This window comes from Thermus igniterrae ATCC 700962 (assembly GCF_000376265.1).
Lineage (GTDB): Bacteria > Deinococcota > Deinococci > Deinococcales > Thermaceae > Thermus > Thermus igniterrae.
This window is the reverse complement of sequence record NZ_AQWU01000057.1, coordinates 20199-42385: the sequence shown is the minus strand read 5'-3', so window position 1 is coordinate 42385 and position 22187 is coordinate 20199. Positions and strand designations below refer to the sequence as shown.

General features: G+C 68.0%; 22 protein-coding genes. 6 read left to right on the top strand and 16 right to left on the bottom strand.

The window, feature by feature from the left end:
- Nucleotides 1–275: 275 nt before the first annotated feature.
- Nucleotides 276–1592: a S41 family peptidase gene (locus tag B128_RS0104965; RefSeq protein WP_026175035.1), complete on the top strand. Its 1317-nt coding sequence runs from the start codon at nucleotides 276–278 to the stop codon at nucleotides 1590–1592.
- 59 nt (nucleotides 1593–1651) lie between these two features.
- On the opposite strand, the gene metG is transcribed toward B128_RS0104965, so the two are convergent.
- The 4 genes from metG to B128_RS0104945 all read right to left on the bottom strand — a co-directional run bounded on the left by metG (nucleotide 1652) and on the right by B128_RS0104945 (nucleotide 5253).
- The gene (metG, locus tag B128_RS0104960; protein WP_018111173.1) at nucleotides 1652–3514 is read right to left on the bottom strand and encodes a methionine--tRNA ligase; all 1863 of its coding nucleotides are present in this window, start codon (nucleotides 3512–3514) and stop codon (nucleotides 1652–1654) included.
- A gap of 97 nt (nucleotides 3515–3611) precedes the next feature.
- A complete protein-coding gene (rpiA, locus tag B128_RS0104955) occupies nucleotides 3612–4295 on the bottom strand; it encodes a ribose-5-phosphate isomerase RpiA (RefSeq protein ID WP_018111172.1) in 684 nt (227 codons plus the stop codon).
- Between the two features lie 2 nt (nucleotides 4296–4297).
- A complete protein-coding gene (bcp, locus tag B128_RS0104950; protein ID WP_156822389.1) occupies nucleotides 4298–4768 on the bottom strand; it encodes a thioredoxin-dependent thiol peroxidase in 471 nt (156 codons plus the stop codon).
- Complete coding sequence (locus B128_RS0104945) at nucleotides 4768–5253, bottom strand: adenosine diphosphatase (RefSeq protein WP_018111170.1); 486 nt, start codon at nucleotides 5251–5253, stop codon at nucleotides 4768–4770. Before B128_RS0104945 ends, bcp begins: the two co-directional genes overlap by 1 nt.
- A gap of 50 nt (nucleotides 5254–5303) precedes the next feature.
- On the opposite strand from B128_RS0104945, the gene mqnC reads away from it, so the two are divergent.
- A complete protein-coding gene (mqnC, locus tag B128_RS0104940; RefSeq protein ID WP_018111169.1) occupies nucleotides 5304–6446 on the top strand; it encodes a cyclic dehypoxanthinyl futalosine synthase in 1143 nt (380 codons plus the stop codon).
- On the opposite strand, the gene B128_RS0104935 is transcribed toward mqnC, so the two are convergent.
- The 4 genes from B128_RS0104935 to trpB form a co-directional block, all read right to left on the bottom strand.
- The gene (locus tag B128_RS0104935) at nucleotides 6443–7270 is read right to left on the bottom strand and encodes an ABC transporter permease (RefSeq protein ID WP_026175034.1); all 828 of its coding nucleotides are present in this window, start codon (nucleotides 7268–7270) and stop codon (nucleotides 6443–6445) included. The genes mqnC and B128_RS0104935 overlap by 4 nt on opposite strands.
- Complete coding sequence (locus B128_RS0104930; RefSeq protein ID WP_018111167.1) at nucleotides 7260–8042, bottom strand: ABC transporter ATP-binding protein; 783 nt, start codon at nucleotides 8040–8042, stop codon at nucleotides 7260–7262. Before B128_RS0104930 ends, B128_RS0104935 begins: the two co-directional genes overlap by 11 nt.
- 111 nt (nucleotides 8043–8153) lie before the next feature.
- On the bottom strand, nucleotides 8154–8933 hold the full coding sequence (gene trpA, locus B128_RS0104925; RefSeq protein WP_018111166.1) for a tryptophan synthase subunit alpha: 780 nt from the start codon (nucleotides 8931–8933) through the stop codon (nucleotides 8154–8156).
- A complete protein-coding gene (gene trpB, locus B128_RS0104920) occupies nucleotides 8930–10147 on the bottom strand; it encodes a tryptophan synthase subunit beta (RefSeq protein WP_018111165.1) in 1218 nt (405 codons plus the stop codon). Before trpB ends, trpA begins: the two co-directional genes overlap by 4 nt.
- Before the next feature lie 190 nt (nucleotides 10148–10337).
- Between trpB and thyX the strand changes: the two genes are divergently transcribed.
- Nucleotides 10338–11144 (top strand): FAD-dependent thymidylate synthase, encoded by an 807-nt coding sequence (gene thyX / locus B128_RS0104915; RefSeq protein WP_018111164.1) that lies wholly within the window; start codon nucleotides 10338–10340, stop codon nucleotides 11142–11144.
- Here thyX and ligA read toward each other — a convergent pair.
- Nucleotides 11141–13165 (bottom strand): NAD-dependent DNA ligase LigA, encoded by a 2025-nt coding sequence (ligA, locus tag B128_RS0104910; protein WP_018111163.1) that lies wholly within the window; start codon nucleotides 13163–13165, stop codon nucleotides 11141–11143. The genes thyX and ligA overlap by 4 nt on opposite strands.
- Nucleotides 13166–13226: 61 nt before the next feature.
- On the opposite strand from ligA, the gene B128_RS0104905 reads away from it, so the two are divergent.
- On the top strand, nucleotides 13227–14351 hold the full coding sequence (locus B128_RS0104905) for a BMP family lipoprotein (RefSeq protein ID WP_018111162.1): 1125 nt from the start codon (nucleotides 13227–13229) through the stop codon (nucleotides 14349–14351).
- Between the two features lie 55 nt (nucleotides 14352–14406).
- On the top strand, nucleotides 14407–15897 hold the full coding sequence (locus tag B128_RS0104900) for an ABC transporter ATP-binding protein (RefSeq protein WP_026175032.1): 1491 nt from the start codon (nucleotides 14407–14409) through the stop codon (nucleotides 15895–15897).
- Between the two features lie 5 nt (nucleotides 15898–15902).
- On the opposite strand, the gene B128_RS0104895 is transcribed toward B128_RS0104900, so the two are convergent.
- Genes B128_RS0104895 through B128_RS0104875 form a run of 5 tightly spaced genes read right to left on the bottom strand, consistent with a single transcriptional unit; the run spans nucleotide 15903 to nucleotide 20080 of the window.
- The gene (locus B128_RS0104895) at nucleotides 15903–16838 is read right to left on the bottom strand and encodes a hypothetical protein (RefSeq protein WP_018111160.1); all 936 of its coding nucleotides are present in this window, start codon (nucleotides 16836–16838) and stop codon (nucleotides 15903–15905) included.
- A gap of 12 nt (nucleotides 16839–16850) precedes the next feature.
- Nucleotides 16851–17708: an LptA/OstA family protein gene (locus B128_RS0104890; RefSeq protein ID WP_018111159.1), complete on the bottom strand. Its 858-nt coding sequence runs from the start codon at nucleotides 17706–17708 to the stop codon at nucleotides 16851–16853.
- Nucleotides 17705–18259, bottom strand: a complete 555-nt coding sequence (locus tag B128_RS0104885; protein WP_018111158.1) for a hypothetical protein — start codon at nucleotides 18257–18259, stop codon at nucleotides 17705–17707. Before B128_RS0104885 ends, B128_RS0104890 begins: the two co-directional genes overlap by 4 nt.
- A 45-nt stretch (nucleotides 18260–18304) precedes the next feature.
- Nucleotides 18305–19327, bottom strand: coding sequence for a lipid II:glycine glycyltransferase FemX (locus B128_RS0104880; protein ID WP_018111157.1), 1023 nt, complete (start codon nucleotides 19325–19327; stop codon nucleotides 18305–18307).
- A gap of 3 nt (nucleotides 19328–19330) precedes the next feature.
- Nucleotides 19331–20080 carry a response regulator gene (locus B128_RS0104875; protein ID WP_018111156.1) on the bottom strand — a complete coding sequence of 250 codons (750 nt, stop codon included), beginning with the start codon at nucleotides 20078–20080 and terminating at the stop codon, nucleotides 19331–19333.
- A gap of 53 nt (nucleotides 20081–20133) precedes the next feature.
- On the opposite strand from B128_RS0104875, the gene pheA reads away from it, so the two are divergent.
- On the top strand, nucleotides 20134–20955 hold the full coding sequence (gene pheA, locus B128_RS0104870; protein ID WP_026175029.1) for a prephenate dehydratase: 822 nt from the start codon (nucleotides 20134–20136) through the stop codon (nucleotides 20953–20955).
- Here pheA and B128_RS0104865 read toward each other — a convergent pair.
- Nucleotides 20952–21584 carry a CBS and ACT domain-containing protein gene (locus B128_RS0104865; protein ID WP_018111154.1) on the bottom strand — a complete coding sequence of 211 codons (633 nt, stop codon included), beginning with the start codon at nucleotides 21582–21584 and terminating at the stop codon, nucleotides 20952–20954. The two genes, pheA and B128_RS0104865, sit on opposite strands and share 4 nt — an antisense overlap.
- Nucleotides 21585–21672: 88 nt before the next feature.
- A complete protein-coding gene (locus tag B128_RS0104860; RefSeq protein ID WP_018111153.1) occupies nucleotides 21673–22113 on the bottom strand; it encodes a hypothetical protein in 441 nt (146 codons plus the stop codon).
- Nucleotides 22114–22187: the final 74 nt, after the last annotated feature.

The window sequence follows — 22187 nt, the reverse complement described above, 5'->3', positions numbered from 1 at the left end:
CGGAGAAGGTCCTGGGCCTGCCGGGTTTTCTCTCCCCTTCTGGCAAGCGGGCTTGGAGCCATGCCTGGAGCAGGGGGACCAGTTCCTCCAGGGACAGGGGTAGGATGGAAGGGGGCGTCTGGTGTTCTTCCACAGCTCACCAAGCGCCCCCTTTTCCTTTGGCTTGTCAAGGGGGTATGCATTGAATATCCGAAAGGGGGGCTCACTATAAGCAAGGGCGGCCACGGTTTCTTCTCATGGAAAAGCGCTATAGTGGAGCTCAGGTGAGGGAGAAGATGAAACGACGCGCGTGGCTCATCGCGGGGCTTGGGGTGCTGGCCGCCTTGGTGTACGCCCAGCTTCCCCGCCCCCAGGCGGAAAGCCTCCTGCAGAATCCCAACGGCCAGGCTCTCCTGGAGGTATACCAAAGAATTCAGCAGGACTACCTGGAAACCCTACCCCGGGAAAAGCTGAACGCCCTCCTGGAAGGGGCCATTGGCGGCATGATTTCCGCCCTCAAGGACCCCTTCACCAGCTACTCCCCGCCCCAGCGGGCCAGCCTGCGCCAGGAGGACCTGCGGGGCGAGTTCTTCGGCATCGGGGCCACGCTCACCCCCGCCAACCCCGACGGCACCGGGGCCCGGATAGAAGGGGTGATGAAGGGCCTGCCGGCGCAACGGGCGGGGATGCGGGCCGGGGACGTGATCCTGGAGGTGGACGGCCAGGACGTGACCGGCCTAGCCCTGCAGGAGGTGGTGGCCCGCATCCGCGGCCGGGAAGGGACCAAGGTCACCATCAAGGTGCGCCGCGAGGGGGTGCCCAGCCCCCTGGTCTTTGAACTGGTCCGGGAGAAGGTGGAGATCATCTCCGTCTCCACCGGCCGCATCGGGGACGTGGGCTACATCGCCCTGGAGACCTTCGCCAACTTCAAGGTGGAGGACCAGCTCAAGCGGGCCATTGACGAGCTCAAGGCCCGGGGGGTGAAGAAGCTCATCTTTGACCTGCGGGACAACGGGGGCGGCCTCCTGGACCAGGGGTGCGCCGTGGCCAGTGCCTTCCTTAAGGAGGGCCCCATCGTCTACACCCGCACCAAGAACCTCACCCGGGTCTGGTGCGAGGCCTCCGGCAGGCCCCTTTGGGAAGGCCCCATGGTGGTCCTGGTGAACGGCAACTCCGCCTCCGCCAGCGAGATTGTGGCCGGGGCCCTCCAGGACTACGGCCGGGCCAAGGTGGTTGGGGAGAAGACCTTCGGCAAGGGGGTGGGCCAGAGCCCCTACACCCTGGCCAACGGCGGGGAGCTCACCCTGGTCACCTTTGAGTGGCTGACCCCCAAGCGCCGCGCCCTCAACAAGGAAGGCCTCAAGCCGGACATAGAGGTAAGGGACACCCGCTTCCCCACCCCCTTCTCCCTCCAGGGGGCCGGGGCTCCGCCGGGAGCAGAGGTTACTGTAACCTTGAACGGCAAGACCGTCCGGGTCAAGGCGGACGCCGAGGGCAAGTTCAGCTACGCCGAACCCCAGCGCCAGCGCCCTCTCTCCGAGGAGCGGGGCCAGGCGGTCCTGGACCTGGAGAACGACGCCATCCTGAAGCGGGCCCTGGAGGAGCTTCGTTAGGCTAGGGGGAAGATGCAAAAGGAGGCCAGGGGGTTTCCCCTGGCCTCTAGCCCTTGGGGCTACTTCACCAAGGCCCCGGGAGGAATCTCCCCCTCCACCGTGACCAGGGCCAGCCGGTCCCCCTCCGAGGCCGCCAGGATCATGCCCTGGCTCTCCACCCCCCGGAGCCTGGCGGGCTTGAGGTTGGCCACCAGGACCACCCGCTTCCCCACCAGGTCCTCGGGGCGGTACCACTGGGCAATCCCCGAGACCACCGTGCGTTCCTCGCTCCCCAGGGAAAGCCGGAGCACCAGGAGCTTGTCGGCGTTGGGGTGCTTTTGGGCCGCCACCACCTCGGCCACCCGGAGTTCCACCTTGGCGAAGTCCTCAATCCCGATCAGGCGGTCCTGCCCAACTTCTTTTTCCACCTTGCCTCCCTTCTCCTCTTTGGGGAAGAGCACCGGGGCCTCGGCGGGAACGGGGACGGGCTCGGCCAGCCCCCAGCGTTCCGCCTCCTCCAGGCGCACCTCCTCCTTCAGGCCCAGGGCCCGGCGGAGCTCGGCCATCTTCCCCGGCATGGCGGGGGTGAGGAGGATGGAGGCGATGCGCAACCCCTCCACCACCCGGTAGAGCACCGCCTGGGCCTCCTTGGGGTTCCGCTTGTGGAGCTCCCAGGGCTTTTTCTCGTTGATGTAGCGGTTGAGGGCCTTCACGTAGGCCATGGCCTCCTCGAGGGCCACGTGGAACCGCAGTTCCCGCACCAGGGGCCTGAGCCGCCCGGCAAGCCCCGTGCCCTGCTCCAGCTCCTCCCCGGCCACGGGCTCGGGGATGCGCCCCTCGGCAAAGCGGAAGAGCATGGCCCGGGTGCGCTGCACCAGGTTCCCCAGGTCATCGGCCAGGTCGGCCTCGTAGCGGGCCCTCAAGGCCTCCTCGCTCACCGGGGTGTCCTGGCCGTAGGGGATTTCCCTCAGGAGGTAGTAGCGCACCGCGTCCCGGCCATACCGCTCCGCCAGGGTGAAGGGGTCCACCACGTTCCCCAAGGTCTTGCTCATCTTGCGGCCATCGGGCCCCAGGAGAAACCCCCCCACGTTCAGGTGGCGGTACATGGGAATCCCCGCCGCCTTGAGCATGGTGGGCCAGAAGACCGCGTGGGGCTTAAGGATGTCCTTGCCGATCAGGTGCCAGGCGTGGGGCCAGAAGGTCTGGAAGGCCTCCCCCTCGGGATACCCCAGGGCGGAAACGTAGTTGAGGAGGGCATCAAACCACACGTAGGTCACATGGGCCTCGTCCCAGGGCAAGGGGATGCCCCAGGGCACCCGGGCCTTAGGACGGGAGATGGAAAGGTCGCCGATGGGCTCGGAGAGCATGGAGAGCACCTCGTTGCGGTAGCCCTCGGGGCGGATGAGGTCGGGGTGGGTCTGCAGGTAGTCAATGAGCCACTCCCGGTACTTCTCCATGCGGAAGAAGTAGTTGCCCTCCTTGCGCCGCTCCACCGGCCGGGCGTGGATGGGGCAAAGCCCGTCCACAAGCTCCTTCTCCGTGTAGAAGCGTTCGCAGGAGACGCAGTAAAGCCCCTCGTACTCCCCGTAGTAGATGTCCCCGGCCTCGTAGACCCGCTTCAAGACCTCCTGCACCACCTTCCGGTGGCGCTCCTCCGTGGTGCGGATGAAGTCGTCGTAGGCGATGCCCAAAAGCTCCCAGGCCCGCCGGAAGCGCTCGGAAACCCGGTCCACGAAGGCCTTGGGGTCCTCACCCGCCCGCTCCGCCGCGCGGTAGACCGTCTCCCCGTGCTCGTCCGTGCCCGTGAGGAAAAAGGTTCGGTAGCCGTCCAGGCGGTGCCACCGGGCCAGGAAGTCGGCCACCACCGTGGAATAGGCGTGGCCCAGGTGGGGTTCGGCGTTCACGTAGTAGATGGGGGTGGTGATGTAGAAAACCTTCTCCATGCGCCCTCCTCAAAAAAACCGGGGCATGCGCCCCGGGCGGGGAAAAGCCTCCCCGCCCTAGCCCCGGGGCATGCCCTTCATGGAAGGGATTGTACACCTAGGGCCAAAGCTCCTCCACCCCCAGGGGCCCGGCCACCAGGGCCCGGGTGGCCAGGCCCACGAAAAGCCCTGTCTCCACCACCCCGGGAATCTCCAGGAGGGCCCGGTGAAGGCCCAAAGGGTCGCCGATGGGGCCGAAGCGCACGTCGGCGATGAGGTGGCCGCCGTCGGTGAAGTAGAACTCGTCCCCGTCCATGCGCAGCTCGGGCTCCCCGCCCAGGGCGGCGATGGCCTTTAGGGTAGCCCGGTACCCGAAGGGCACCACCTCCACCGGCACTGGCCCCCGGCCCAGGACCGGCACCTTTTTGGTGTGGTCGGCGATGACGATGAACTCCCGGGCCGTGGTCTCCACGATCTTTTCCCGCAGGAGCGCCCCGCCCATTCCCTTGATGAGGGAGAGGTCAGGGGCAATCTCGTCGGCCCCGTCAATGGCCAGGTCCACCCCCTCCGGGGGAAGGTCCATGAGGGGGATGCCCTCCTTCAGGGCCAGCTCCTTGGTGGCCTCCGAGGTGGGCACGCCCCTTACCCCCCGGAGCTCCCCCTCCCGGAGGCGGCGGGCCAGCTCCTGCACGGCGTAGCGGGCGGTGGACCCGGTGCCCAGCCCCACCACCATCCCGTCCTGCACGTAGGCCACCGCAGCGTGGGCTGCCTCCTTTTTGTAGGCCTCCAGGGGCTTTTCCATAGTCATTGCCTTAGGGCCTCGAGGGCCTGGGCCACCTCCTCCGCGTGGCCTTCCGGGGATACCTTGCGCCACACCTTGGCGATGCGCCCCTCGGGGTCTATGAGGAAGGTCTGGCGCAGGACCCCCTCGTACTCCTTGCCGTAGAGGTTCTTCTTGCCCCAGGCCCCGTAGGCCAGGATGGCCTGGCGCTCGGGGTCGGCCAGCAGGGGGAAGTTGAGCCCGTACTTCTCGGCAAAGCGCCGGTGGCTCTCCACGTCGTCGGCGGAGACCCCCAGGACCACGGCCCCCAGGTTCTGCAGGTAGCCCATGTGGTCGCGAAAGCCGCAGGCCTCCTTGGTGCACCCGGGGGTGTCGTCCTTGGGGTAGAAGTAGAGGACCACCCACTGGCCCCGGTACTGGGAGAGGCGGTGGAGGCGGCCCTCCTGGTCGGGGAGTTCAAAGTCGGGGGCGAGGCTTCCTTCCATGGCGGGCATTATAGCTTGTAGCCGAAGCGGCGAAGGAGGTCCTTGCGCCAGGCCACCTCTGCCTCGTCCTCCACCCCCAGGGGCTTGAAGCCGTCCATGACCCCCAGGATGGCCCGCTGCTCCCCTTCCTCGGCCACCACCACCTTAAGGGGGTTGGCGGTGGCGGCGAAGATGCGCACCACCTCCGGGCAGGCCTTTACCGCGTGGAGGACGTTGATGGGGTAGAAGCCCTCCGCCAGGACGATGAGAAAGGTATGCCCGGCGGCCAGGGCCAGGAGGTTTTTCACCGCCAGCTCCGTGAGCTCGGGGTCGGTGCCCGAGCGCCGGATGAGGCGCTTGCCGCTGGCCTCGGAAAAGGCCAGTCCAAAGCGGATGCCGGGCACGGCGGTCACCAGGGCCTCGTGCAGGTCCTCCACCGTCTTGATGAAGTGGGCCTGGCCCAGGATGACGTTGAGGTTGTCCGGTTTCTCCAGGGGAATGAGCTTGAGTTCCATACCCCAGATTTTACCGGGAAGCACGCCTTTCCCCACCCAGAGGGTGTAGCATGGAGGCCATGGACGTTCTGGAGAAGGCCGTGGCCGGGGAGAGGCTTTCGGAGGCCGAGGTGCTTTCCCTCTTTGACCTTCCCCTCCCCGAGCTGGCCGCCGCCGCCCACGAGGTGCGCCTGCGGAAGACCGACCCTGAGGTGGTCACCTTCCTCATTGACCGCAACATCAACTACACCAACGTCTGCACCGTGGCCTGCGCCTTCTGCGCCTTCTACCGCACCAAAAGGCAAAAGGACGCCTACACCCTGAGCTACGAGGCCATCGCCCAGAAGGTGGAGGAGCTTTACGGGGTAGGGGGGAAGCGCATCCTCATGCAGGGGGGCGTGAACCCCGAGCTTCCTCTGGAGTGGTACCTGGACCTCCTGCGCTACCTCAAAGGACGCTTCCCCGACCTGCGCATAGACGCCTTCAGCCCTGAGGAGATCCTGGGCTTAGAACGGCTTACCGGCCTCAGGGCGGAGGCCATCCTGGAGAAGCTTAAGGAAGCAGGCCTGGACGGGATGCCCGGGGCCGGGGCGGAGATTCTGGTGGACGAGGTACGGCTGAAGGCCGCCCCCGCCCGCATCCCTACCGCCGACTGGTACCGCATCGTGGACGCCGCCCAGGCCCTGGGGCTTTACACCCTGGCCAGCATGGTCATCGGGTTTGGGGAGGGCCCAAGGGAGCGCACCGCCCACCTCCTGGGAATCCGGGCCCAGCAGGACAAGGCCCAGGAGCGGTACAGAAACGGCTTCGCCGCCTTTGCCCTTTGGACCTTGCAGGTGGAGCACACCCGCCTGAAGGGCAAGGCCCCCGGGGCCACGGCCCACGAGTACCTGAAGACCCTGGCCATCGCCCGGCTGGCCCTGGACAACTTCGCTCACTTCCAGGCCTCCTGGCCCACCCTGGGCTTCAAGGTGGCCCAGGCCGCCCTCTTCTACGGGGCGGACGACTTCGGCAGCACCATGCTGGAGGAGAACGTGGTCTCGGCGGCCGGGGGGCACGGGCGCACCCACGCCACGGTGCGGGAAATCGTGCGGCACATCGTGGACGCAGGCTTCCGACCGGCAGAGCGGGATCCCCTTTACCGCATCCTGCGCTACCCCGACCCCGAGGCCATCCTGGCGGAAAAAGAGCCCTTGGAGCTTCCCCTGGCCTAACCCGTGCGCTTGAGCTTGCCGGTGTGCTTGGCCCAGCGCTCGGCCCGGGCAAACACCCAAAGCCCCAGGGGAATAAAGAGAAGGCCCATGAGGAAGAGGGTGAGGAGCTCGGGCAAAACCGCCCCCAAGGGAGCGCCCACCAGGTGGCCAGGGCTGGACCCGGGGTGGCTGATGCCCATGAGCTTGCGGCTGGCCTCGAGGGCATAGGTGGCTGGGGAAAGGTGGGCAAGGGGCTGGAGCCAGGGGGGAAGCACCGAGACGGGATAGTAGATGCCCGAGACCAAAAGGAGCACCCCCTGGAGGATGTTGGTGGCCTGGGCTCCGTTTTCCGGGCTCATCACCGGGAGGATGGCCGCCATGAGCCCAAGGCCCATGAAGGCCAGGCTCCCCACCAAAAGGACCACCAGCACCCCCCAAAGGTTCGCCCCCGAGAGGTCTAGGTCCACGAAAAGGGCCAGGCCCAGGAGGATCACTCCAGTACGCACCACGCTGTAAAAGGTGGCGAAAAGGCTCACCCCCAAGAGGTGCACCAGCCGGGAGACCGGAGCCATGAAGGTGTACTCCAGGGTGCCTTCCCAGCGCTCGTAGGCGATGGAGTTGGCGATCTCCTGGTACATGGCGGAGAGGTAGCTCCAAAGGAGGGCCCCCAGGACCAGGGTCAGGGTAAGGCGGAAATCTTCCTGGGCCACCCCGATTAGGGCGATGGTGGCGGCATTGACGATGGCGTAAAAGGTGAAGACCACCACCCAGGAGAAGTACCGCCGGGTGAGATGGAAGTCTCGGAAAACGAAGGCCCACATGGGCAGAAGCACCCTACGAATCATGGTTTTCCTCCTGAGCGAACGCCTCGCCCGTGAGGCGGATAAAGGCCTCCTCCAGGTCCTGGGCCCCGGCCAGCTCCTTGAGCGCCCGGGCATCCCCCTCGGCTACCAGGCTCCCCCGGGCCAGAAAGCCAATGCGATGGGCCAAGCGCTCGGCCTCGGCCATGTCGTGGGTGGTGAGGAGGATGGTGGTCCCCTCCTCTCGCCTGAGTTCCTCCAAAAAGCCCTGCACCTCCCGGCGGCTTTTGGGGTCCAAGCCGGTGGTGGGCTCGTCCAGGAGGAGGAGGGGGGGACGGATGAGGAGGGCCCGGGCGATGGCCACCTTCTGCTGCATCCCCCGGCTCATCTCCTCCAAGGGGTCGCCAAAACGCCGGGTCTCAAGGCCAAGCCGCTCCAGGATGGCCATGGCCCGCCTTTCCGCCTCCTTGGGGGGAATGCCGTAGAGCTGGGCGGCGAAGAGCAGGTTCTCCCGGGGGGAGAGCTTTTTGTAAAAGGCTGCGTCCACGCTTACCCGCCCGATCTGCTCCCGCACCTTCCGCTCCTCCTGGGGCAGGGGAAGGCCCAGGAGACGCACCCGTCCGGCATCGGGCAGGAGCAGGGTGGAAAGGATGCGGATCAGGGTGGACTTGCCGGAACCGTTGGGCCCCAAAAGGGCGTAGGTTTCCCCCTGGGCCACGCGGAAGGAAACCCCTTTGAGGGCCCACTCCTCCTGCCTGCGGCCGAAGGTGGTTTTTCGGAATACCTTGGACAGGTTTTCTACCTCAATGGCCCACACGCCCAACCTCCTAAACCCCCACCGAGGGGGGCCGGCAACCCCAGGCTGCAACCCAAAAAGCCTAGCAGAAAGGGGCCCCCCGGGCAAGGGCCCCCCATGGCGCCGCGGGGCCTAGGCCGGCTCCTTCTGGCGAAGGCCTTCCTGGATGTCCTCCAGGATGGGACCCAAGGGGTGGCCCGCCTCGAGGGCCCGCACCAGGGCGCTTCCCACCACCACGCCATCGGCCACCGCCGCCTGGGCCGCGGTGGCCCGGCCCGAGACGCCAAAGCCCACGGCCACGGGCAGGGGGGTGTGGGCGCGGATGCGGGGCACCAGGTCCTTCACCTCCTCGGGCAGGCGCTCCCTGGCCCCCGTCACCCCGGTCACGGAAACCGCATAGACGAACCCCGTGGCGTAGCCCACAACGGTGGCTATGCGCCGCTCGGTGGAGGTGGGGGCCAGGAGGAAGACCGTCTCCAAACCGATCTCCTGGGCCAGGCGCACCAGGGCGGGGTCCTCGTCCGGGGGCAGGTCGGGGAGGATGAGGCCGGTGGCCCCCGCCTGGCGGAAGAGGCTGAAGAAGCGCTCCGGGCCCCAGGCCAGGACGGGGTTCAGGTAGGTCATGAGGAAGAGGGGCTTGTCCGTGAGGGCCCGCACCTCCTGCACCAGCTCCAGGACCCCCTGGACGCTCATGCCCTTCCTGAGGGCCGTCTCACTGGCCCGCTGGATCACCGGCCCATCCCCCAGGGGGTCGGAGTAGGGCAGGCCGATCTCCAGGAGGTCGGCGTAGGGAAGCACCTCCCTCACCGCCTCCAAAAACCCCTCCCGGCTGGGAAAGCCCGCGGTGAGGTAGGGGATGAGGGCGGCGCGGCCCTCGGCCTTGGCCCGGGCGAAGGCCTCCCGGGTGGTCATAGCTCACCCCCCAGAAGGCGCATGGCCTCGGTCACGTCCTTGTCCCCCCGGCCCGAGAGGTTGATGACCACAATCTGGTCCTTGTCCATTTCCGGCACCACCTTGGCGGCGTGGGCGATGGCGTGGGCCGACTCCAGGGCGGGGATGATGCCCTCGAGGCGGGCCAGAAGCTTAAACCCCTCCAGGGCCTCCTCATCGGTGACGCTCACGTACTCCGCTATTCCCTGGTCCGCAAAGTAGCTGTGCTCCGGCCCCACCCCGGGGTAGTCCAGGCCCGCGGACACCGAATGGGCCGGGGTGATCTGGCCGTCATGGTCGTAAAGGAGGTACATATAGCTCCCGTGCAGAACCCCCCGCTTCCCCGCCCCGATGCTGGCCGCGTGCCGCCCGGTGGAAAGCCCCTCCCCCGCGGCCTCCACCCCGATCAGCCGGGGCCTTTGCCCCGCGGGCAGGTAGGCAAAGGGGGCAAAAAGCCCGATGGCATTGGACCCACCTCCCACCGCGGCGATCAGGGCGTCAGGGTAGCGGCCGAAAAGCTCCAGGCTCTGGCTCTTGACCTCCTCCCCAATCACGCTCTGGAAGTCCCGCACCATCATGGGGTAGGGGTGGGGGCCCACCACCGAGCCCAGGATGTAGAAGGTGGTGCGCACGTGGGTGATCCAGTCGCGGATGGCCTCGTTGGTGGCGTCCTTAAGGGTGCGGCTCCCCGCGGCCACCGGACGCACCTCGGCCCCCAGGAGCTTCATGCGGAAGACGTTCAGGGCCTGCCTGCGCACGTCCTCCTCCCCCATGTACACCACGCACTCCATGCCGAAGAGGGCCGCCACCGTGGCCACGGAGACCCCGTGCTGCCCGGCCCCCGTCTCGGCGATCACCCGCCTCTTCCCCATGCGCCGGGCCAGGAGGGCCTGGCCCAGGGTGTTGTTGATCTTGTGGGCCCCGGTGTGGAGGAGGTCCTCCCGCTTCAGGTAAACCCGGGCCCCTCCCCAGTACTCGGAAAGCCTCCTGGCATGAAAGAGGGGCGTGGGGCGGCCGGCAAAGGTCTTAAGGTAGTGAGCCAGCTCCTCCAGGAAGGCCGGGTCCCGCTTGGCCTCCTGGTAGGCAGCCTCCACCTCTTCCAGGGCGGGAATCAGGGTCTCGGGGACATACCGCCCCCCGTAGGGGCCGAAGCGACCCCGGGGGTCGGGCAGGGGAAAATCTGGCAACCTCAGCATGCTCACTCCAAAAGCCCGAAGGGCTGGCGCCAAGCGCCACAAGCCTACTCATCCTAAGGCCTTTTCGCCAAGCCGCAAACTGGCCTAAGGCCTGTAGCGCCCGTGCCGCCACTTAAAGGCAAAGGGGGTCCTGACCCGCATAGGTCTAGGGTAGACCCCTCCCGGGCAAAGGGCAAGTAGACTCTTGGGCATGGAAGGCCTAAGGGAGATCCCGGTCCTGGACAAGGGCTTCGTGCGCCTGGTGGACGCCATGGGGGACGACACGGCCATCGTCCAGGCCGCCCGGGTGTCCTACGGGGAGGGCACCAAGAGCGTGCGGGAGGACGCCGCCCTCATTGACTACCTCATGCGCCACCGCCACACCTCTCCTTTTGAGATGGTGGAGTTCAAGTTCCACGTGAAGGCCCCCCTGTTCGTGGTGCGCCAGTGGTTCCGCCACCGCACGGCCAGCGTCAACGAGGTCTCGGGACGCTACTCGGTGCTGAAGGAGGAGTTCTACGAGCCAGAGGCCTGGCGGCGCCAGGCCAAACGCAACAAGCAGGGCTCGGAAGGCGCGTTCGGCGACGAGGAGGCCACCCTCCAGCTGAAAGAGGTGGAGCGGGAAAGCTACCGGGCCTACCACACCCTTTTGGAGCGGGGCATCGCCCGGGAGATGGCCCGCATGGTCCTGCCCCTGAACCTCTACACCGAGTTCTACTGGAAACAGGACCTGCACAACCTCTTCCACTTCCTGAAGCTCCGCCTGGACCCCCATGCCCAGTGGGAGATCCGCCAGTACGCCTCGGCCATCGCCCAGCTGATAAAGGAGCGGGTGCCCCTGGCCTGGGCCTCCTTTGAGGAGCACATCCTCAAGGGGGCAAGCCTCTCCCGCACGGAGCTAAGGGCCCTCCGGGGCCTCCTTACCCCCGAGCTCTACGGGGAGGCCCTGAGGGCCCTGGGCCTTTCCGAAAGCCGGGTGAGGGAGGCCCTGGAAAAGGTGTTTGGCCCGGAGAGCTAGGCCAGAAGGGCTTCCGGCTTGTTCCCGGTGCGCTCCTCAATCAGGCGGTAAAGCCCCGCCTCGTCCAGGGTGGGCACCCCCAGGGCCCGGGCCTTTTCCAGCTTGCTCCCGGGGTTTTCCCCCACCACCAGGAAGCTGGTCTTGCGGCTCACGCTGTCCGTGACCTTGGCCCCGAGGCGGCGCAGGAGGGCCTTCACCTCCTCCCGGGGCCGGGAAAGCTCCCCGGTGAGGACGAAGGTGAGCCCCTTCAGGGCTTCCTCGCCCCGCTCCTTGGCCTCCATCTCCACCCCGGCGGCCTTCAGGCGTTCCACCAGGTGGCGGAACTGGGGGTCCTGGAGGGTCTCCAGGATGGCCCGGGCGGTGAGCTCCCCCACCTCCTCCACCTCCAGAAGCTCTTCCAGGGAGGCCCCCAGGAGGCGGTCCATGGTGCCGAAGCGCCCCGCCAGGTTGCGGGCCAGGACCTCCCCCACTCCCGGAAGCCCCAGGGCGTAGAGGAGGCGCTCCAGGCCCCGGTGCTTGCTGGCCTCAATCTGCTGAAGGAGGTTTTGCGCGCTCTTCTCCCCCATGCGCTCCAGCCCTACCAGGTCCTCCTTCCTCAGGCGGTAGAGGTCGGCCACGTCCCGCACCAGGCCCTTTTCCAGAAGCTTCTCAATGAGCTTCTCCCCCAGGCCCTGGATGTCCATGGCCTTGCGGGAGGCGTAGTGGCGGATGGCCTCAAAGCGCTTGGCGGGGCAGAGGGGGTTGGGGCAGCGGTGCACCTTCCCCTCCTGGACCAGGCGGAAGCCGCACTCGGGGCAACGCTCGGGCCAGCGGATGGGCCTCTCCTCCCCGGTGCGCCGCTCCTTCAGCACCCGCAGGACCTCCGGGATCACCCCGCCCGCCTTGTGCACCAAAACCCAGTCGCCCACGCGCAGGTCCAGCTCCTCCAGGTAGCTCTCGTTGTGCAGGGTGACGCGGGAAACCTCGCTCCCCTCCAGCAGGACCGGTTCTAAAAGGCCCACGGGGGTGATGCGCCCCGTGCGCCCCACCTGGAAGACCACCTCCAGGAGGCGGGTCTCCTTCTCCTCCGCGGGGAACTTGTAGGCGATGGCGAAGCGGGGAGCGCGGGCGGTGTAGCCCAGCTCCCGCCAAAGGGCTAGCTCGTCCAGCTTCACCACCACGCCATCGGCCTCGTAGGGGAGTTGCCGGCGGCGCTCTAGCCAGTCCTGGTAGACCGCCTCCACCCCCTCCACCCCCTCAGCCCGGGCGAAGCCGTGCTCCACGGGGAAGCCCTTCTCCCTAAGCCACAGGAGGAGGTCGTACTGGGTCTTGGGCCCCGCCTCCTCCAGGCCCAGGCCCAGGGCGTAGAAGGTGGCCCTCAGGCCCCGTTGGGCGGTGATGCGGGGGTCTTTTTGCCTGAGGCTTCCCGCGGCGGCATTCCTGGGGTTTTTGAAGATCCTCTCCCCCTTCTCCTCCAGCTCCTCGTTGAGGCGGAAGAAGGCCTCCAGGGGGAGGTAGACCTCCCCCCGGACCTCGAGGCGCCCCGGCACCCCCGTTAGGCGCCGGGGGATGGTGGGGATGGTGAGGAGGTTTTGCGTCACCTCCTCCCCCGTTTCCCCGTCCCCCCGGGTGGCCCCGTAGACCAAGACCCCCTCCTCGTAGTACAGGTTCACGGAAAGCCCGTCCACCTTGTGCTCCACGGTGTAGGCAAAAGGCCCCTTGCGGCCCAGGGCCCGCTCCACACGCTCCTCAAAAGCCCGCAGTTCCTCCAGGGAAAAGGCGTTGTCCAGGGAGTACATGCGGGTGGGATGACGGACGGGGCGGAAGGTGGCCTCCAGGGGCTTGGCCCCCACCTGCTGGGTGGGGGAGTCGGGGCTTTGGAGCTCGGGGAAACGGGCCTCCAGCTCCTCTAGCTCCCTCAGGAGACGGTCGTACTCGGCGTCGGAGATCTCGGGAGCATCCAGGACGTAGTAGCGGTAGTTGTGGTAGCGGATGAGGTCCCTCAGCTCGTTTACCCGCCTTTTGGCCTCCTCCAGGGTCATGCCTTGAGTTTACCCGGCCCCAGGTATAATGCCCTCTGGCGAGTAGCCGACGGAGGTGAACATGAAGCGTATCCTGGCTCTTGTTGCGGTATTGGCCCTCGGCCTGAGCCTGGCCCAGGTCCGGGTGGGCATCGCCTTTGACGCGGGGGGTAAGTTTGACCGCTCCTTCAACCAGTCCGCCTGGGAGGGGGCGCAAAAGGCAGCCAAGGACTTTGGGGTCAAGCTCTTTGACTTTGAGCCCGCCGACCCCGCCCAGGTGGGCCAGGGCATCCGCACCTTTGCGGAGGAGGGCTTTGACCTGGTGATCGGGGTGGGCTTTGCCAACGAGCCCGCCATCACCGCCAACGCCAAGGAGTTCCCCAAGGTGAACTTCGCGGTGATTGACGCGGTGCCCGGGGAGGGCAAGCTGGCCAACGCCGTGGGCCTGGTCTTCCGCGAGCACGAGGGGAGCTTCCTGGTGGGCTACATCGCCGGCAAGCTCTCCCGCACCGGGGTGGTGGGCTTCATCGGCGGCATGGACATCCCCCTCATCCACAAGTTTGAGGCGGGCTTCCGCGCCGGGGCGGAGTATGCCTTCAAGGAGGACAAGATCCAGGGCAAGGTCCTGGTGGGCTACGTGGGCAACACCCCCGCTGCCTGGAACGACCCCGCCAAGGCCAAGGAGATCGCCGCCGCCCAGGTGCGCCAGGGGGCGGACATCATCTACGCGGCCGCGGGCGGCTCGGGCCTGGGCCTCATTGACTACGTGAAGCAGGCCAAGTGCCTGAAGGAAGGCGGCGCCGTGCGCTTCGTGCGCAAGGCCGACCCCTACGCCAAGGTGCAGAAGTACGCGGACTACACCAAGGCCTGCGGCACCGACGGCACCAAGGCCACACCCCTCTTCTTCATCGGGGTGGACGCCAACCAGAACTACCTGGGGGACACGGACAACAACCCCGCCACCCTGAACCACGGCCTCACCTCCATGCTCAAGCGGGTGGACGTGGCCACCTATGAGGTGATCAAGAGCGTGGTCCAGAAGAACTTCAAGGGCGGGGTGCGGGAGTTCGGCCTGGCCAACAACGGGGTGGGCTACGCCCTGGACGACTACAACAAGGCCCTGATCCCCGCCGCCATCGTGACCAAGCTGGAGACCCTGAAGCAGCAGATTGTGAAGGGCCAGCTCAAGGTACCCGAGAAGCGCTAGGGCTGGACCTGAAGGAGGCCGGGGCCTGTCCCCGGCCTTTTTGTATACTCCGGGCGTGGAGAAGGCCCTGGTCCTCAAGGACATCACCAAGCGCTTCCCCCTGGTCCTGGCCAACGACCGCATCTCCCTGGACCTGGAGTGGGGGGAGGTCCTGGCCCTGGTGGGGGAAAACGGGGCGGGGAAGTCCACCCTGATGAAGATCGTCTACGGCCTCCAGCCCCCGGACCAGGGGGAGATGTGGGTGGACGGCAGGCCCTACCGGCCCAAAAGCCCCCTGGACGCCATCGCCCACGGCATCGGCATGGTCCACCAGCACTTCATGCTGGTGGAGCCCTTTACCGTGCTGGAGAACCTGGTCCTGGGCCTCGAGCCGGGCACCCCCCTCTTCCTCAACCTGGAGGAGGCCAGGAAACGGGCCACCAGGCTCATGGAGGAGCTGGGCTTCCAGGTGCCCCTGGACGAGCGCATAGAAAACCTGCCCGTGGGCCTGCAACAGCGGGTGGAGATCCTCAAGGCCCTCTACCGGGAGGCGCGCATCCTCATCCTGGACGAGCCCACCGCCGTCCTCACCCCCCAGGAGGCGGAGGAGCTCTTCCGCTTCCTCCGGGCCTACGTGCAGAAGGGCAACGCCGCCATCTTCATCAGCCACAAGCTGAAGGAGGTGCTGGAGGTCTCCGACCGCACCACGGTCATCCGCGATGGCCGGGTGGTGGGCACGGTACGCACCAAGGAGACCAGCCTGGAGGCCCTGGCCCGGATGATGGTGGGCCGGGAGGTGGTCCTCAGGGTGCAGAAGGGCCCGGCCAGGCCGGGGGAGGTGGTGCTGGAGGTGGAGGGCCTCGAGGCCCCGCCCCGGCTCAAGGGGGTGAGCTTCCACGTGCGGGCCGGGGAGATCGTGGGCATCGCCGGGGTGGAGGGCAACGGGCAGACGGAGCTGGTGGAGGCCTTGGCCGGCCTCCGCCCCCACCGGGGGGTGGCCCGCTACCTGGGCCAGCCCCTCCCCCCCTTGGCCCGGGGGGTGCGGGACCGGGGGGTGAGCCATGTCCCCGAAGACCGCCACGCCCGGGGCCTGGTCCTGGACTTCTCCGTGGGGGAAAACGCCATCCTGGGCGACCAGCACCGCCCCCCCTTCCGCGGCTTCCTGGGCTTTTTGGACCAGGCGGCCGTGGAACGCCACGCCCAGGCCCTGGTGGAGGGCTTTGACGTCCGCCCCCGCTCCACCACCCTGGCCGCCCGGCGCTTTTCCGGGGGCAACCAGCAGAAGATCGTGGTGGGGCGGGAGCTCCTGCGCAGGCCCCGCCTCCTCATCGCCGCCCAGCCCACCCGGGGAGTAGACGTGGGGGCCATTGAGTTCATCCACCAGCGCCTGGTGGAAGCCCGGGACCAGGGCATGGCCGTGCTCCTGGTCTCCGCTGACCTCTCGGAGGTGCTCTCCCTGGCCGACCGCATCCTGGTGATGTACGGGGGCCGGATCGTGGGGGAGCTCACCCCCGAGGAGGCCACGGAAGAGCGGCTGGGCCTCCTGATGGCGGGCATCCCCGCCTAGGGCCCCTACTCCCTGAACTCCCCCGCCACCTGGCCCAGGACCACCACCTCGCCCGTGCGCAGGGCGTAGCGCACGCGCTCGCCCCGCACCAGGCCTTTTTCCTCACGGCTTTCCACCCCGCCGAAGAGGTAGGCGTACCCCTCCTTCTCCCTGAGGAGGGCCCGCTCCGCCCGGGTGGTCCGCCCCCCCTGGGTGAACTCCACCCCGCCCAGGAGCCAAAGCCGGTCCTCGTCCAGAAGGTAGCGGAGGCTTCCTGCCTTGCCCGAAAGGGGCTTTTCCCCCTCCCGGCGCACCTCCAGGGGGCCTTCCAGAAAGGCCTCCCCGGTCTCGTTCTGGTAGCGCAGGCGGCTTCCCTTGACCCGCACCGCCCCTTCCTCCACCAGGACCTCCCCCAAAGCGGGCCGGAGCTCCAGGCGCCCCTCCGCCTCCAGGTAGCGGGCCTCGCCCCCAGAGAGAAAAAGCTCCTCCTGCCCCGCCCGCTCCACCACCCCTAAAGGCCCCGTGGCCCGCACCCCTTCTCCCAGGCGCACCTCCACCCCCTTAGGGTCAAAGAGGACCAGGCGCAGGTAGCGCTCCCCCCTCCCCTCCCCCGCCCGCCGCAGGCGCATGAGGTAAGGGAGGCCCTCCCGCTCCAGGTCGGGGTTGAAGGCCGCCTCCACCCGGTCCCCCACCCGGAGGCCCTCCTCGAGGACGCTCCCCTCGTCACGGAAGAAGGCCCGCTCCCCCACCTGGACCCTCCCCGGGGCCAGGTCGCGGAGCACCCCCACCCAGAGGTCCCCGTAGTCCGCGTAGAAGAGGCTTCCCTCCTCCCCGCTCACCCAGGCCACCACCCGCTTGTCCTTGCGGGTGAGCTCCACCTCCGGGCGGTAGACCTCCTGGGCCAAAGCCCAGAAAAGCCCAAGCAGGAGCAGGAAGAGGGTGGGGCCTCGAGGGGCGTTCACGTCCTCCCAAGCTTACCGCTCGCCAAGCTTTTTGAACTCCTCCACCGGCAGGCGGAAGGCCCGGCCGTAAACCCGCACCTGATGGCGGTTCACGTTGTGGAGCAGGGTGCTCCCGGAAAGCCTAAACCCCTCTTTCTTGTTCTCGCTCACCGCCGGCCGGCCCAGGACGATGGCCTCCCCGGTGGTGTCGTCGTAGTAGAGGCTTTCCCCCGTGGTCACCAGGTCCCCGTCCTGCAGGCGCACCCCTCCGGTGGCGATGAGCCGCTTGGGACCGGTGAGGCTCCGCACCTCCTTGGCCCGGATCACCAGGTCCCCCTCCCTGCGCTTGCGGGTGAGGACCACCTCCTTGGGGTCGGAAAAGACGGCCAGGCCCTTCTCCTCCTCGTAGTAGACGGACCCTGCCCGCCCCTCCTGCTGGCCGCTCCTCAGGCGGGCCTCCTCGCTGGTGGAGGTGTCGGTGTCCACCTGGAAGGTCATGCGGGCCGCCTCCACCTCCACGGGGTCCTCCCCGGGCCGGGGTTCCTGGCGCATCCGGGCAGGGCCCAGAAGCTCCCCCTCCCCCGTGCGCTCCCGGTAGACCAAAGAGGGCCCCTGGGCCTCCACCCGGCCCCGCCGGACCACCACCCCTCCCTCAAAGCGGGCCTCTCGCTCCCCCTCCGCCTCCTGCATGGTCTTGCCCTTGGGGGCGGTGAGGGTGGCCTTGGGGGCGCGGATCTCCAGGTCCTTCACCCGGCCCCGCACCTCCCCCTCAAAGGTCCAGGGGCCGTAGCGCAGGTCCCCGGAAAGCCTCCCCCCCTCCACCTGGATCACCCGCACGCCGGAAGCCGCCAGGGCCACGCCCAACAGGGAAAGCCAAAGAAGTCTTCTCATGCGCTACCTCCTTCCACGGTGCAGGGGCCGAAGGTCCCCCCCGCCGGGAACTCAAAGCGGGGGCGATCGGCCTCCATCCGCTCCAGGGCGAAGTCGGAGCGGAAGTTCAGGGCCTCACCCCGCAGGTTGGGGGCCTCGATGCGCACCCAGGGGGCCAGGAAGCCCTCCTTCTGCCGGATGCGCACCTCTCCCCTCCCGGGGGCGGAGAGGTCCAGGCGGTAGCATCCCTTGAGGATCTCCACCCGGGCGTAGGGGGCCCGCAGGTCGTCCCCGGGCTCCACCACCACCTCGGGGGCAAAAAGGCGCAGGTCCAGCCGCCCCTCCACGTACCGCCCACCGGCAAGCCCCCCGCGGATGCGAAAAAGACCCCCTTCCTCCACCATCTCCCGGGCGGTGAAGCGCCACTCCACCCCTTCCGCCTCGGGGAAGAGGAGGAACTCCACCCCCTCAAGCCTTACCCCCGGCCCACCCTCGGGCGCCTGGGAAGGCCGGGGGGAAAAGAGAAGGAGGACAAGGAGCAGGGCTAAAGGGGGGAGGAGAAACCGCACCACGCCTACACCTTACCCATGAGGGCTTGAGAAAGATGACAGGGGGCTTCAGCCCAGCACGTCCCTGGGATTGCCCCGCACCCGGAGGTTCACCCAGGTCTTGCGCAGGCGCAGGAGGGCCTTGAGGGGACGGTAGAGGGGGGAAAGGGGCAGGGCGTAGGCGGGGAACTGCACCCTTTGGCCGCCAAACCCCTCCTTGAAGCGCCATATCCCCTCGGCGTGGCTTCCCTGGGGGTTCCTCGGCACCCCCCAGAGGTCGTAGATGCGGTAGCCCCGCCCCAGGCCGTGCCGGATGGCCGCCAGGTGCATGCCCATGGGAGCCTTGGCCTCAGGGTGGGCCCGGCTACTCCCCCCATAGAGGTAGTCCACCTTGCCCGCAAAGGCCACGAAAAGCCCCGCGGCCAGGGGCTCCCCTTCCTTAAGGGCCAGGGCCAAAAAGGCCTCCCCCAGGGGCTGGTTCATCTCCCTTAGGACGGCGCGGTAGTAGGCCTCCGCGTGCTGCAGAAGCCTGGCCCGGCGGTTGGTCTCCTCAAAAAGGCGGAAGAACTCGGGGAAGGCCTCCTCCCCGGCGATGGCTAGGGCCGTGCGCTTCAGGGCCAGGCGGGCGTTGCGGCGGTGCATCTCCTTCATCCCCTTAAGGAGGGCCTCCTCCCCCTGGGTAAGGTCCAGCCAGAGGGAGAAGCCCGGCTGGATGGGCTCCTCAGGGAGGAGTCCGGGGAAGGATGGAGGGGGGGCCTCGGCGGCAAGCCCCGCCTCGGGCTCCAGAACCAGATGGGTGCCCCGCACCCCCCGGGCCAGGGCCCGGGCCACGGCGGGCAGGTCCTCCAGGCGGAAGAGGGCGGGGCCCCGGGGGGCATAGGCCAGGCGCAGGCCCCCGGGCAGGGGCCTGAGGAGGACCTGGGCCGCCCCCAGAAGGCCCTCCTTCCCGTAGACGGCCAGGCGCTTAGGGACCCAGCCGGAAAGCCGCTTCACCTCGCCCCAGCCCCAGGACTGGAGGGCGCTGGTGATGGGGAAGGCGGCCACCAGGCGGTTCCAGGCCTCGGGTTCGCGGATCTCCAGAAGCTCTGACACCCCCTAAGCGTACAGGGCCTGGGCCAGCTCATCCAGAAGGCCTTCGCCCTCCAGGGGCAGGCGCTGGAGCTTGAGGTATTCCTGCACCAGGGGGCCAAAGCGGGGGTCCTGGACCCGGGCCGCCCGCTCCCGCAAGGATGTGAGGGGCCAGCCGTAGGCCAGGTGGCCCAGGAGGTCATAGAGGTCGTACTCCCCGGGCAGAAGCCGCCGCAGGAGGGCCTCGGTCCAGCCCTTAGCCACCAGGTTGTTCAAAAAGGCGCGGCGGCTTGCCGCCTTGAGCCAAAGGGCCCGGAAGCGGTCCTCCTCGGGTAGGACGTGCCGTAGGCGGGCCCCCACCTCCGCCAGGGTGGCCACCCGTTCCCCCCCGGGCAGGAGGTACCCCTCCCGGGCCAGGAGGTTTTCCACCGCCTGCTTGAGCCGGCGTCCGGAGATGGGCTTCTCCAGGAAGAGGTCCGCCCCCAGGGCGCGGCTTGGACCCTCCAGCTCCTGACCGCCCCCGGTAAACATGATCACCGGCACCTTGCCCAGGCGGCGCACCGCGCGGATGCGCCCCAGGAGGGTGAGCCCGTCCATGTCGGGCATCATCACGTCCAGCAGGATGAGGTCGGGGGTCTCCTTGCGCAGGAACTCCAAGGCGGCCCTGGCGGAGTCCGCCAACACCACCTCGTGCCCTGCCCCGGAGAGGACCACCTCCAGGAGGTGGCGGATACGGGGGTCATCGTCCACCACGAGAAGACGCGCCACGAGGGCCATGCTAAGGGAAGGGGCTTTTCCCTGTCTATGGGATGGGGTGTACCATGGGGAGCATGAGGATCGCCTTCCAGGGCACCGAGGGGGCCTACAGCGAGGAGGCCCTCCTCAAGACCTTCCCCGGAGCCCTGCCCCTGGGCTTCCCTACCTTCCACCAGGTGTTTGAGGCGGTGGAGGCAGGGGAGGCAGAGCTCGGGGTGGTGCCGGTGGAGAACACCACCGCCGGGAGCATCAACCAGACCTACGACCTCCTCCTGGAAAGCGACCTCCACGTGGTGGGGGAGATCGTCCACCGGGTGGAGCACTGCCTTTTGGCCCCCAAGGGAACGGAGCTTAAGGAGCTGAAGGCGGTGAAAAGCCACCCCCAGGCCCTGGCCCAGTGCGACGGCTTCCTAGCCCGGATGCGCCTCACCCCCATCCCCGTGTACGACACCGCCGGGGCCGCCCGGGCCCTGGCGGAGGCCCCGGAGCCCGGGGTAGGGGCCATCGCCAGCCGGCGGGCGGCGGAGCTTTATGGCCTCGAGGTCCTGGCGGAGAACATAGAGGACTACCCCCACAACTACACCCGCTTCTTCGTCATCGGCCGGGAGGAGGCCAAGAAGGGAGAAGGCCCCCATAAGACCAGCATCGTCTTTGCCGTGCGCCACCGGCCCGGGGGGCTTCTGGAGGCCCTCACGGTCTTCGCCGAGGCCGGGGTCAACCTGACCAAGCTGGAATCCCGGCCCAGGCGGGACAAGCCCTTCAGCTACCTCTTCTACCTGGACCTCGAGGGCCACCTGGAAGACCCGGGGCCCGCCCAGGCCCTCCTGGGCCTCCTGCGGCGGGCCGCCTTCTTGAAGGTGCTGGGCTCCTACCCCGCCTACCGCAACGGGGCCTAGCCGGGGCGGACCTCCACCACCCGCTCCCCTGCGGCCCTAAGCCGCTCGGGCACCCCGGCCACGTCCTCCCCCACCACCCGGAGCACCAGCCGCTGGTACCCGTCCAGGTGGGCCGCGGTGGCGATGGAGACGATGTTGGCCGGGGGGACCGCCTGGGCCATCTGGGCCAGGGCCCCGGGCACGTCGGGGATGTCCACGGTGATGCGCAGGCCCCCAAGCTTGAGCCCCAGCACCTCAATGAAGGCCCGCAAGACGTCGGTCACGGTGATGATCCCCACCAGCCGGTCCCCCTCCATCACCGGCAGGCCGCCGATCTTCTTCTCCTCCATGAGGAGGGCGGCCTTCTCCAGGGGCTCGTCAGCCCCCACGGTGATCACGGACTTGGCCATCACCTCCTGCACCGTGAGCTTGGAGAGGAGGTAGTTCATCTCCCACACGGAGAGGGTGGTGGCCTTGGAGGGCATGGCGTCTTTAAGGTCCTTGTCGGTGACCAGGCCAAGAAGCTTCCCGTCTTTGACCACCGGCAGGCGGCGGAAACGCTTCTGCTTCAACAGGTTTATGGCTTCCAATACCGGGGTATCCGGGGTCACGGTGAGGGGGTCCTTGGTCATCCAGTCCCTGACCAGCATGCTTTCACCTCCGGTTTTTAGTCTACCCCAGGTGCGGGTGAAAAATGTCCCCCGTCCAGGAAGGCCGGACGGGGGAAGGGCAGGACCTCTAGCGCAGGTTGGCCCCGATCACCGTGCGGCCGAAGCGTCCGCCCCCGAAGGCGTAGAAATACTCCCCATCCAAGAAGAGCCCCGTGCGGGCATCCACGAGGAACTCCACCCCCAAGGAAAGCTGGAGGCCCACCTCCCCCGTGGCCCCAAAGAAGGCCCCAAGCCCGCCGCCAAAGTAGGGTCTAATCCCCCGCAGGTCCCGGTCCACCTGGCCCAGGTCGGGCTTGAAGAGCACCTCCCCCGCCCCCAGGAAGCTGGGCCCCCCGGGAAAGAGGTCCAAAAAGGCGCGGAAGGCCAGGTTCCGCTCCAGGGGGGCCTCGAGGCCGAGACCCAGCCCAGGGCCTGCGGGGTGCAGGGAGAGGCGGAAGGAGACCGCCCGCTGGGCCAGAGCACCGCTCCCCAAGGCCAACAGCACCAAGAGCCAAATTGCCTTACGCATATCCCACCTCCTCGGGGCAGGGTATCCCAAAGGGACCCAAAAGGGAAGGAGGGCTTCTCTCACCTGGGCTTCAC